Source organism: Desulfocicer niacini, from assembly GCF_054657595.1.
On sequence record NZ_BAAHYK010000006.1, the window covers coordinates 30,032 to 43,058 of the forward strand.

Sequence of the window (13,027 nt, forward strand, 5' to 3'; positions counted from 1 at the left end):
TTTGACAGCCCATGCCCAGACACCCTCCCCGGCCATTGAAGCCCTTCATCTCACTCGAACATTCGGCAATGTCCTGGCCGTTGACGACATCAGCTTTCAGGTAAACAAAGGTGAAATCTTCGGCATTGTGGGACCCGACGGTGCCGGAAAAACCACCACCCTTCGCATGCTTGCCAGCATCATGGACCCCGACTCCGGAGCGGCCACCATTGCAGGACATGATACGAAAACCGCCGGTTTTAAAGTAAAGGAACAGTTGGCTTATATGAGTCAGCGATTCGGGCTGTATCCGGATCTCACGGTGATGGAAAACATTAATTTCTATGCAGATCTTTATGGAATGGCCAGAAATAACCGAAGGGAACGCATTGAAGAACTTCTTGGGTTCAGCAACATGGCACCCTTTAAAAAAAGAAGGGCCGGTGATCTGTCCGGGGGCATGAAGCAGAAACTGCAGCTCATGTGCGCCCTTATTCACACACCCAAGGTGCTGCTGCTTGATGAACCCACCAACGGGGTTGACCCGGTAAGCCGACGGGACTTCTGGCGAATTCTATACGAAATCGTCAAACAGGACGTGTCCATTCTGGTCACCACAGCCTATCTTGACGAAGCCGAACGATGCCATACCATCGCTTTGTTGGACAAGGGCAGACTCCTTGCCATGGGTACCCCCCGGGAGATCAAACGGTCAATGAAAGAAAAAATTCTCACCATCAGGAGCCCGGATGCCCGAAAAATCAATACCCTGCTGAGGAAACAATGGCCCGGCCTCGGGGTCAATGTCTTTGGGGACACGGTGCACCTTGTCTGTGACAATTTTCCAGAAAGCATGGAAAAAGCCCTGGAATTCATCAACAAAGAGAATTTCCAGGTGGATGACATCAAACAGGCCTTGCCCACCCTGGAAGATATTTTTGTCAGCATGATGTCAAAAAAAAAGGTGGCTGTGTCTGAGCCACCTGGGCAAAAATCCCCTGCCCCCAATGCCTCACCCTCCCCCGGGGGGACTGTGGACACAGCCGTAACGGTGAATCATCTCACCCGGATGTTCGGCACTTTCAAAGCCGTTGATGATTTAAGCCTCACGGTGGAAAAAGGCGAAATTTTCGGATTTCTGGGACCCAACGGCGCCGGGAAAAGCACCACCATCCGCATGCTGTGCGGCCTGCTTGCCCCCAGTTCCGGCAAGGGGGTGGTGGCAGGCTTTGATGTCCATACCCAGGCAGAACAGATCAAGCAGCACATCGGCTACATGAGCCAGAAATTTTCCCTTTATGAAGATCTCACCGTGGCGGAAAACATTGAATTTTATGGCGGCATCTATGGATTGAAAGGATCTGCCATGAAAAATAAAAAAGCCTGGGCCATGGACATGGCAGGACTTTCCGACCACGGTAATGCCCAGACCGCATCGTTAAGCGCCGGATGGAAACAGCGCCTGGCGCTTGCCTGTGCCATTCTCCACGAACCGCCCCTTCTGTTTCTGGATGAACCCACAAGCGGGGTGGACCCCATAAGCCGCCGGCGTTTCTGGGATCTGATTTACGACATGGCCGACCGGGGGGTCACCGTTTTTGTCACCACCCATTATATGGAAGAGGCCGAGTACTGTGACCGTATGGCCCTTATCTATAAGGGCCGAATGATCGCCATGGGAACTCCCCTGGCGCTTAAAACCCGGCACATGCATGAAGAGATCCTGGATCTCAAGTACACCGCCCCCCAGGAATTGATACAGGGACTTAAAACCCTCCCAGAGATTAAAGATGTCGCCCTTTTCGGTGCCGGACTCCACGTGGTCACCCCGGATGCCGCATCCGCTGAAAAAAGCATCCGGCAACACCTGACCGCCCGGGACCTCACCGGGTACACCCTGGAAAAAATCATGCCGGGCATGGAAGATGTCTTTATTTCCCTCATTGAAGCCGACGATAAAAATACCGCAGCCCCACAGCAACAGGAGAGAGGCAGATGAACCGTCAACGCCTGTTTGCCGTGGCCGGAAAAGAGTTCCTCCATGTGGTAAGGGACTGGCGAAGCCTGTTCTTATCCCTTGCCATCCCGGTGATTCTCATCATGATCTTCGGATACGCCTTGACCCTTGATTTACGAAAAGTGCCCACCGTGGTCTGGGATCAGTCCCGCACCCGGGAGAGCCGTGAACTGTTAAGCCTGTTTGACGGCTCCCCCTATTTTTCCATGGTGGGCTATCATGATCGTTATGAAGATCTCCAACTGGCCCTGGACCGGGGGCGAGCCATGGTGGCCATCATCATCCCATCGGATTTTTCCGAAAAAATAAACGCTCAAAAAGAGGTGAGCATCCAGATCATCGGAGACGGCAGTGACGCCAACACCTCCCGCCTTGCCATGGGCTATGCCACCACCCTGGGCCATATCTATTCAACCGGTCTCACCACAAAAAGAATGCAGCTGACCGGCAAACCCCACCTGAACCCACCCGTGGAGATGGTGCCAAGGTCCTGGTACAATCCGGATCTGAGAAGTCAGAATGTCATCATCCCCGGCATCATCGCCATTGTCATGGCCGTGATTGCCGCCATGCTCACCAGCGTGACCATTGCAAGGGAGTGGGAAACCGGCACCATGGAACAGCTCATCAGCACCCCGTTACAGGGACCTGAGCTGATCATCGGCAAGGTGGTCCCCTATTTTGTCATCGGCATGCTTGATGTTACCATTGCCGTTGTCATGGGCAAATGGCTGTTTCATGTACCCATTGTGGGCAATGCCGGTCTGCTGTTTGCCATGGCCGCCATTTTCCTCACCGGTGCTCTTTTCTGGGGCATGACCTTAAGCATTGTATTAAAGTCCCAGGTGCTGGCCAACCAGATCGCCATTGTGTCCGGCTATCTTCCCACTCTGATCTTAAGCGGATTTGTATTTGCCATTGAAAACATGCCCGTACCCATCCAATGCATCACCTACATCGTTCCGGCCCGGTATTTCATTGCCATCCTCCGGGGCATTTATTTAAAGGGTATCGGTCTTGAGATTCTGTGGCTGGATGCCCTGCTGCTCCTTGTTTATGCACTCATCATGATCTTTGTGGCCCACCGTAAATTCAAATTCAAACTGGAACCCTCATGATCCACCGTCTCAAACAGATGCTGATAAAAGAATTTCTGCAGATTCTGCGTGATCCCCGCATGCGCATGGTGATCCTGGGCATGCCCGTTATCCAGCTTGTCATCATGGCCTTTGCTCTGACAACGGACGTCACAGACATCCGAACGGCCCTGCTGGACATGGACAAGACCCCGTCCTCCCGGGAACTGATCAGCGATTTCACCGCCGGAGGGTATTTTCAGATCACCCATGTGGCCGTGTCTCAGAAAGAGATAAAAGATCTTTTGGATCACGCCGTGGTAAGGGCGGTGGTGGTGATTCCTTACGGGTTTGAAAAGACCATCACAAAGAAATTGACCGCCCAAGTCCAAATCCTCACCGACGGCACGGACAGCAATACCACGGCCATTGTCAATGGATATGCTGGCGGCATCATCACAGCCTATTCCAACCGGAAATTCCAGGAACAGTTGGAAAAACAGGGCATGAGAAAAATGACACAGCCCATGGACACCGCCCCCATTGCCTGGTTCAACCCCAACCAGGAAAGTCGCTACTATTTTGTACCCTCCCTCATTGCCGTGATGCTGTTTATTTTCAGTCTGCTCTTGACCAGCATCGGCATTGTCAAGGAAAAGGAGATTGGCACCATTGAACAGGTGATGGTCACCCCCATTAAAAAAATTGAGTTCATTCTGGGCAAAACCCTTCCTTACATGGTCACGGGGTATATCTCCATGACTATCATGCTTTTTGTGGCCTTCATGGTGTTCAACATCCAGGTCAAGGGCAATATCGGTCTGCTCTACCTGCTTTCCGGACTGTATCTCATGGGTAATATGGGTATTGCGCTGATGATCAGTGCCAGTGCCACCACCCAGCAGCAGGCCATGCTCACCAGTTTTTTAATTTTAATGCCATGCGTGATGCTGTCGGGCTTCATGTTCCCTATCAAGAACATGCCGGATCTGGTTCAGTATGCTACGGGGGTGAATCCCATGCGCTGGTATCTTGAACTTCTTCGTGGTATTGTGATGAAGGGAGTGGGGTTAAAGGTGCTCTGGCCAGCTGTTGCAGCCCAGGCATCTCTGGCTGTGGTGTTTATTTCTCTTGCCTGGGCTCGGTTCAGTAAAACGTTGTCTTAAGCCCTCGTTTTCATGACGGGTTAACGTCCATCTTGACCTATTTAAATACATGATATTCTGGTATCCTTCAAAAGTACTTTACACTTTTTTATCGCATTCCCCATTTCCAGGGATTTTCCCCAAAAGACTGTAAAGTACTTTTAGGGTGACAGAAAGTACTTTTAGGGTGATAGAAAGATGTCGATATTCTGGTATTTTATTTGATGATTTATGCTGTTATTTTGATTTCTAAGCTGCCTGTGCGGCAGTGAAGTGCATATTAGCATGAGGTAAAAATTTGATTTAATATAGCATATTCCAATTTAACCTTAAGATACTATTTTGGGACTTGAAATCCCCATTTTTAGGGTGTTTGGGGCTTAAATCCGGTATCGAGTCATTTGACCGCCACTATAATCCAGATTGAGAAAAATTATCTATGAAAATCGGCAAATTCAAAATTTCTAAGATTCTAAAAAATGAAGGCTATAAAATAGTCTATTCAGCGAGTTGTGATGAAAATCTTTTTTTGTTACACAAATATTCCAATCCTGATTCAGCCGACCATGAGTTTATGATATCCAGATATATTGCAAGCAATTTGGTTGACCGGTTCATCGATAAATTTCAGGATAAGAGCAAATCCATATTAGTCCAAGAAAACTTAAAGGGATACCCACCGGATCGATTCTTCAGCAAAGTCAGAGACCTACGTGAAAAAATTTCTTTTGCAAAATCCGTATTGTCAGCACTCAAAGAAATACACAACAAGGGGGTTATTTACAACAATCTGTCACTTGAAACAATCACACTTGGGCCGGGTGACGATATTGTATTGCACAATTTATTATCGGCAAAAATTGTGGGAGACAATACGCCCTCTCTTTTTCAACAGATTCTGAATCCTCATTTTGCGGCACCGGAACGTACCCAAAGAGTAGAAGGGCGAGCAACCGCTATCAGTGATTATTATTCATTTGGTGTGCTGTTGTATTGGCTGTTTACTGGGGCACTACCCTTTGAAGCCGATAACATATCACAGCTTATTTCACTTCATGTGGCCAGGCAACCTGAGGCAGTTTCTTCCATCAATCCACAAATTCCTGAAAGTTTATCACAAATCGTTGCTAAGCTGTTGGAAAAGGAGCCGTCCAAACGCTATAAATCCATTGAAGGCATTATATATGACCTGGAACACTACAATGACCCGAAATTTCGACTGGCTGTCCAGGACATGGACCTGAAATTCAAGGTAACTGAAAAAATATATGGCAGAGTGTGGGAGACAGAGCAGTTAAAAGAGGCGTTGACGGGGCTAAGTGATGGCAATGTAAAGCTGGTGACCATTTCCGGCTATTCAGGCGTTGGCAAATCTACGATTGTGTCGGAGTTTAAAAAAACGCTTGCTGGAAACGAGTGCCGATTAATTTCAGGAAAATTTCAGCAATATAAAAAGGACATTCCCTATTTTGCCATTGTTGAAGCCTTTGACGAGCTATTTGATATGCTGCTTTTGTCAGACCAAAAGGTTCTCGATGATTTTCGCAGTTCATTTATGGACAACATTGGAGATCAGGGACGAATTTTAACATCCATATTTCCAAAACTTAAGCTGATCGTCGGCGAACAGGAGCCGCTTGACAAGTTAACAGGGGAAGAGGCCGAAAACCGGTTTAAGTATGTCTTTTTAAAGTTTATCAATGTGGTGGCAACCAAGGAACGGCCACTTGTGCTGTACCTTGATGATTTGCAATGGACGGATCTGGTGTCTCTCAATGTTCTGCGTGCCGTTTTCCAAAACAAAATAGGTTTTTTGCTGGCAATTATGTGCTACCGCTCCAACGAAGTTAATCAGCATCATCCCTTTCAACAATTACTTGATGAAGTCACCAGCTATAAAATCCCGTTTCAAAAGATATCAGTTAATGATTTACACGCAGGTGATGTTTCACAGCTGATTAAAGACAGCCTGGGATACAACAACCAGGCGTTGAGCAATATTGTTTTTGAAAAAACCCATGGAAACGCGTTTTTTGTGCATCAATTATTAAAAGGATTGGCGGATCAGGACTATTTCCAGCGGGATGTAAAGAACAAAATCTGGACAATTGATCTGAACAAAGTGTCGAATCTGCAGGTTTCCGGCAATGTAGTTGATCTTATGCAAACTCGACTGCAGCGCCTTCCTAACGAAGTTACTGACCTGATGCGGTTTATCGGTGCCGTGGGTCATTCTGTTAATCTGAATGTTCTGTCAGTTATCACAAAAAAGCCAAAAGCCATAATTTTGCAGACATTGAAACTCCCTTTTGAAGATGGTCTTTTATTTCAAAAGCAAAATCATGTTTATTTCACCCATGATAAAATCCAGCAAGCCTGTTATCAACTTAACCCGTCCGACGAGCTTCCCAGACTGCACTTTTCCATCGCCAACACCCTGAGACAGCATAAAATTTTTCAAAGCCTTGATGAACTTTTCAATCTTGTCGGTCACCTGGACAAAGGTTTTGATTTTATTTGTAAAGATTTTGAGCAGTACATCGAACTCTACATGATGGCAGCGTTGAAGAGTAAAGATATTTCCGCCTACAAGGAGTTTCTCATTTATGTACGGCAGGCAATGCCACTTTTAAAGGATTATCTTCCCGATTCAATTCGATTTCAAGTTTATCGAGAGTACCATATCGCGCTTTACCTAAACAGTCTGTTTGAAGAAGCGGATCATTTTTTCCATGACAAACTGATTGGATATAAAAATTTTCTGGAGCTGAGGGAAAATTATTTTTCCAAGGTATCCCAGGACAGCATGCAAAAAAATTATAAAGGTGCTGTCGAATTTGGAATGTCCATTTTAAAAAAAATGCACATCGATTTTATAATGGATTCTCCAATTGAGGATTTGAGCCGTGAATTACAAGAAATTGAAACATTATTCCACCAAGCAGGGATAAAAAAGATTTCCGAGCTTAAGAAAATTGAAAAAAAGAATCTCGATGAGATGGAATTTATCTGTGAACTCATCCTGGCAATGATTCCTGCCGCTTTTTTTTACAACCCAACAGTTGCCTGCCAGTTGGTTTTTACGACCCTGAAGCTGGCAATCCGCAATGGTGTTTTTGAAGCCATGGGCTACCCCCTTTCCATCGCCTCTACCCCATTCATTCTGATTAGAAACGATTACCAGACTGGTTACGAGTATGCCGAATATGCCATGCAGATCGCAGCCAACAACAAGCGATCACTGGGTAATTCAAAACATCTGTTTATTTTATTCTGCTGGCATTGGTCCAAGCCCATAAAAGATGATACAGCTTTGGAAACTGCCAGGGATGCACACCATCTGTTAATGCAGGGTGGAGATATCCAGATGGCCGGTTATACCTATTATAATACGGTGACCTATTTATGGGAACGGGGAGAAACTCTGGAATCGGTGCTGGCCGAAGCCCAGAAAGGTCTTGATTTTAACATAAAAACACAAAACCTTCACGGAACGGCTTTAATTTTACCCCATTCTCAAGTGGTACAGACATTATTGTCCCACAAAGGAAATTTTTTAAACCTCAGCAGGGATGGATTCAGCGAAGAACAATTTATAAAAAATAATGTACAAAATTCAATGGGGCTTTGCTTTCTTTATATATATAAAACCCAATTGGCCTATATATTTGGTGCCAATGAGCAGGCCTATGCTTTTGGGCTTAAGGCCAGAAAACTTCTCCATTTTATCACTGCATTCCCCTCAGTAATGACAGGCGTTTTGTATGCCTCCTTAAGTGCATGTGCCATATTGAGCCCCAAGGATGAAGGATGGGCAACAGTGCTCAACGACCTGGACCAACTTCAACGGTGGAATGAAGACGCCCCGGAAAATTTCAAACACAAACGACTGTTTCTTGAAGCTGAAATTGCCAGAAAAACCAATGATATACCCCTGGCAATCAGATGCTACACAGAGGGGCTTGCAAGCTCTAAGCAAAACCGTTTTTTCCATGAAACCGCTTTAATTTGCGAACGATTTTCCTGTTTCTGGAAAGAACAGGACAACGAAGAATTAGGTGAATATTATATCAAACAGGCTTTCCACTATTATGAGCTTTGGGGTGCAAAGAGAAAATGTAATCAGCTTAAACACAAATACCACAATGTTTATCTTGAAAGCCAAGCCCAGAACTTGGACCTGCTCAGCGTAATTAACGCACAAAATATCCTGGCCCAGGAAACCAATATTGAAAACCTGTTGACGCAGATGATGCAAATTCTCCTTGAAGTATCCGGTGCTGAACGTGGGTTTCTGATTTTAAAAGGAAAAGACTGGGCAATAGAAGCGTTCAAAAACATACAGGGAGAAGAAAGAATTCTGGAATGCATTCCATTGAATAAGGACATGCTGTCGGTTGATATGATCAACTACGTTCTCAGAACTGGTCAAATAGCCAACCTTGACCAGTTTTCAGGTCATATTGAAGACACTTATCTAAAACAGATCAAGCCGCAATCCCTTATCATCCTGCCCGCAAATGTCAGTTCCCGAATGATCGCTGTTATATACCTGGAACATACACGCATCAAAAACATGTTTACCCCGAACAAACAGGATATGATAAAGCTGCTGTCCACGCAAATTGCCATATCCCTGAACAATGCACAAATTTACAATCAATTGGAGCAGAGAGTTATAGAAAGGACCAAGGAGCTGGTGGCTCAAAATAAAGAACTTGCCATTGCTCGAAACAAAGCCGATGAAGCAAATGAAGCCAAATCAGAATTCCTGGCAAACATGAGCCATGAATTACGAACACCACTTAATGCGGTGACGGGATTCAGTGAATTGTTGACAAGCCTGGTTTCAGATTCCAAGCAAAAAAGTTACCTGGATGCCATCAAAACAGCTGGTCGAAATCTGTTGACCCTGATCAATGATATTCTTGATCTTTCAAAAATTGAGGCGGGACGATTTGATATAGAGTATGTCCCGGTTAATCTCAATTCAATATTCATGGAAATAGAGCAAATTTTTAAAATCACTTGCCAAGCAAAGGGGCTCAGGCTCTCCATTTCCCATTCACCAGAACTTTCTGACTGGCTTTATCTGGATGAAATACGAATCCGACAAATTCTATTAAATCTGGTTGGAAATGCGATAAAGTTCACTGATGACGGGTACGTGGCAATATCTTCACATCATGCCCCGAAAGGGAAAAATCGCATGGATCTCACAATAAGTGTTGAGGATACCGGTATCGGAATTCCCAAAGAAAAACAGACAAAAATCTTCAAATCCTTTGAGCAGCAAGACAAACAGGATACAATCAAATATGGTGGAACAGGCCTTGGATTAACAATTACCAAGCGATTGGTGGAATTGATGGATGGAACCATATCGGTTACCAGCACGCAGGGTAAAGGAAGCCGGTTCAGTATTAACTTTGTTAATGTAAAAATTGCTTCTTCAGAAAGCCCTATATTTGAACCAGATACAATTACCCTTGAAAATATTAAGTTCACACCGGTAAAGGTGCTGATTGTCGATGACATTGAATCCAATCGATTACTTTTGAAGGAAACCCTATCTAAAGTCAATCTGGAAGTGATAACCGCCAACAACGGCCAGGAAGCAATCCTGCTGGCAAGAGAACTTAGTCCTGAACTAATTATAATGGATATCAGGATGCCTGTTCTCAGTGGGCATAAAGCAGCACAACAGCTTAAAAAAGACAAAGAAACAATGCATATTCCCATTATCGCCTTAACAGCTGCCTCAACAAAAAGTGAAAGGGAATTAGCGCTTAATAAAGGATTTGACGCATTTTTATCAAAACCCATTCGGTTTAACAGACTTCTCAATGAGTTATCCCAGCACTTGAAATACACCACTGTTAACAAGACGTTTCCTGATATTTTAAAATTACCCGATAGCCTCTCTTTGGAAGATGTTTACCAACCAAAAATTCTTTGCAGGCTTTTAAGGCATGAGGTGCTACCCTGTTTTAAAACCCTGAAAAAAGCATTTATAGCAAGCGAATTTAAAAGTTTAGGAGAAAGGCTTGACAAAATAGGGAAAAATTTTAATGTTCAACGATTAACCGAATACGGAACCCACATGTCTGAACTCTTAAATATTTTTGATATAAAACGAATGAATACGTGTCTCACCACTTACTCAGAAGCTATCGAGACATTTATCTTGGATTTGGAGAAGTTAGATGATCGATAAGCCATCTTTGATTTTAATTGTTGATGATAATCCCAAAAACATACAGTTTTTAGGAAATTTACTGATGCAAAATAGTTATGAAATTGGGGTCGCCCAGAATGGTATTGAGGCGCTGAGTTTTTGTGAGGAGAAACTACCTGATCTTATTTTATTGGATGTAATGATGCCGGAAATGGACGGTTATCAGTTCTGCAGCGTCCTGAAAGACAATCTGGCTTTCAGCCACATACCGGTTATTTTCATAACGGCAAAAACAGAGAGTGATGATATTGTAAAAGGTTTTGAAGTTGGCGGGGTTGATTATGTTGCCAAGCCGTTTATTGCCGCTGAATTAATGGCCAGAATTAAAACACAATTAGAAATCAAGCAGTTAAGACACCTTATTCCCATTTGTGCTCATTGTAAAAAAGTAAGGGATGATAAAGGGATATGGGAGCAATTAGAACACTATATATCTTCCCAGACACACACTCAATTTTCACATAGTATTTGCAAAGAATGCGCTAAGAAATACTATCCGGACCTGGATCTTGAGGAGGATTGATTTGCCGCAGAAAGGACCATTTTGTCTGGCCAAAATTTGAATTGCCGAAACCATAAATATTTGGTTCCTGATGAAGAGAAAGCGGGCTTTGCCTGTTACAGCTTTGAACCCAAGTCCGATGTACCGCTCAAGGTAATTGTACTGGACGATACCCAGCGGGAGGACGACGGATCTATCGATATCCATGGCCCATGGATTTCTTGATGAAACTCGCTGAGCCTGGCTGCAAGCCGAACTTAATAATGGCCAGGCAGCCAATCAGCGGATGATCATCGCCGCCGCCGCCCAACTGATACTTCATAACAATCTAACATGCAGGGTTGTGTCGGCCTGCAAAGTCAATCTCAATCCTTATGTTCGAGAATCTTGTCTTTAGAACCAATGCAAAATAGTTTATAAATAAAGGGCTTACCACCACATCCATTTGAAAGAACAAGGACATACTTACTTTGAATAAACCGAAAACCAAAATCACAACCCGCAAATGGCGAAAAGAAGACATTCCACAGATCATTGAATGCAGCAGAGCCACCTACCATGATTATCCCGAAGAATTTATCTTCACCCAACGCCACTATGAAATGCAGTTTGCCGCCTTTCCCCAGGGCCAGTTTGTGGCCGTGTGCGGTGACAGGGTTGTTGGCTATGCCACATCTCTTATTGTCAGCATTGATGATGATTTCTGGTACGATGTGGATGAATTGACCGGGGCCGGTACCTTCAGCACCCACAACCCGGACGGGGATACCCTTTATGGTGCCGATATTGCCGTTCATCCGGACTTCCAGCGCCGGGGGGTGGCCATGATGTTGTACAAACGACGGCGCAGCATCCTGAAACGCTATAACCTTAAACAGATGATGGCCTATGGCAGAATCCCCGGATACAAAAACCATGTCGGTAAAATGTCGGCAGAGCAATATGTGGAAAAGGTCATCCAGGGAGAACTCAGAGACTCAGCTCTGAATGCGCACATTAAAGCCGGATACCATGTTAAGAAAGTTCAGCTTGACATCACCATTGATCGCGCAAGCCTGAATTACTCCACTTTTCTTGTCATGCCCAATCCGGAATACAATGTAACCAAAAAAAGAATCTCTTCTGCGGTGTTTCCCAAAATCCAGGCCCGCCGGGTACGGGTGTGCGGCGCCCAATACCAGATGCGGCCCATCCAGACCTTTGAGGACCTGGAACGAAGTGTTGAATTCTTTGTGGACACCGCCGATTCCTATCATTGCCATTTTCTGCTGTTTCCGGAGTACTTCACCTATCAGTTGTTAAGTTATCATCCGCGCATGTCCATGAAGGAAGCCACCCTGGCCCTGGCCGGATTGACGGATCGTTATATAAAGATGTTCAAACGCTTTGCCCAGAAGTACAATATCTATATCATCGGCGGCTCCCACCCGGTATTAAGGGAGGGTAAATGCTACAACACGGCCCATTTATTCACCCCCACCGGCAATGTCTATACCCAGGATAAACTGCACATTACACCAGCGGAACGAAATGAAGGGGGCATTGAGCCGGGCACCGCCATCCGGATCTTTCGCACCCCCCTGGCACGGATTGCCATCCAGGTGTGTTATGACATTGAATTTCCGGAGATATCCCGCCTTCTTACCCTTGCCGGGGCGGAAATCATTTTTGTTCCCTTTTACACCGAAGAAAAAAAGGCTTACTACCGTGTGCGGCATTGCGCCCAGGCAAGGGCCGTGGAAAACTTCACCTATGTGGTCATGACCGGCAGTGTGGGCAACATGCTCACTCCGTCGGGTTCTTTTTTAAATTACAGCCAGGCGGCCATTCTTACACCCAGTGATTTTTCCTTTCCGGAAAAGGGAATAGAAGGCGAGGCAGACCCCAATGTGGAGGCTGTTGTGGTATCGGAACTTGCCCTTTCATCCCTGTCCCAGCAGCGTCATGTGGCAACTGTGCGGCCCCTGCATGACATGCGATCGGATCTTTATGATCTATGTCCCAAAAATAAAATTGAAATTGTGCATGTGGAATAAGCCAAATGGATACCAGATGCACCGTCAGGCTCAA

General features: G+C 45.2%; 6 protein-coding genes. All 6 read left to right on the top strand.

The window, feature by feature from the left end; translation table 11 throughout:
* Position 1: 1 nt before the first annotated feature.
* Positions 2-1,978, top strand: coding sequence for an ATP-binding cassette domain-containing protein (locus ACYQ2M_RS04285; RefSeq protein ID WP_459915085.1), 1,977 nt, complete (start codon positions 2-4; stop codon positions 1,976-1,978).
* The gene (locus tag ACYQ2M_RS04290) at positions 1,975-3,114 is read left to right on the top strand and encodes an ABC transporter permease (RefSeq protein ID WP_459915086.1); all 1,140 of its coding nucleotides are present in this window, start codon (positions 1,975-1,977) and stop codon (positions 3,112-3,114) included. The genes ACYQ2M_RS04285 and ACYQ2M_RS04290 overlap by 4 nt, the downstream gene beginning before the upstream one ends.
* Positions 3,111-4,238: an ABC transporter permease gene (locus ACYQ2M_RS04295; protein ID WP_459915087.1), complete on the top strand. Its 1,128-nt coding sequence runs from the start codon at positions 3,111-3,113 to the stop codon at positions 4,236-4,238. The genes ACYQ2M_RS04290 and ACYQ2M_RS04295 overlap by 4 nt, the downstream gene beginning before the upstream one ends.
* A 418-nt stretch (positions 4,239-4,656) precedes the next feature.
* The gene (locus ACYQ2M_RS04300) at positions 4,657-10,434 is read left to right on the top strand and encodes an AAA family ATPase (RefSeq protein ID WP_459915088.1); all 5,778 of its coding nucleotides are present in this window, start codon (positions 4,657-4,659) and stop codon (positions 10,432-10,434) included.
* The gene (locus ACYQ2M_RS04305; RefSeq protein ID WP_459915089.1) at positions 10,424-10,978 is read left to right on the top strand and encodes a response regulator; all 555 of its coding nucleotides are present in this window, start codon (positions 10,424-10,426) and stop codon (positions 10,976-10,978) included. The genes ACYQ2M_RS04300 and ACYQ2M_RS04305 overlap by 11 nt, the downstream gene beginning before the upstream one ends.
* Positions 10,979-11,427: 449 nt before the next feature.
* A complete protein-coding gene (locus ACYQ2M_RS04310) occupies positions 11,428-12,993 on the top strand; it encodes a GNAT family N-acetyltransferase (protein ID WP_459915090.1) in 1,566 nt (521 codons plus the stop codon).
* The last annotated feature ends 34 nt before the right edge of the window (positions 12,994-13,027 follow it).

What these genes read in the sequence shown, in the direction of transcription:
- ACYQ2M_RS04305 (WP_459915089.1), top strand. Translation starts at nt 10,424, where the DNA reads ATGATCGATAAGCCATCTTTGATTTTAATTGTTGATGATAATCCCAAA.
- ACYQ2M_RS04300 (WP_459915088.1), top strand. Translation starts at nt 4,657, where the DNA reads ATGAAAATCGGCAAATTCAAAATTTCTAAGATTCTAAAAAATGAAGGC.
- ACYQ2M_RS04290 (WP_459915086.1), top strand. Translation starts at nt 1,975, where the DNA reads ATGAACCGTCAACGCCTGTTTGCCGTGGCCGGAAAAGAGTTCCTCCAT.
- ACYQ2M_RS04295 (WP_459915087.1), top strand. Translation starts at nt 3,111, where the DNA reads ATGATCCACCGTCTCAAACAGATGCTGATAAAAGAATTTCTGCAGATT.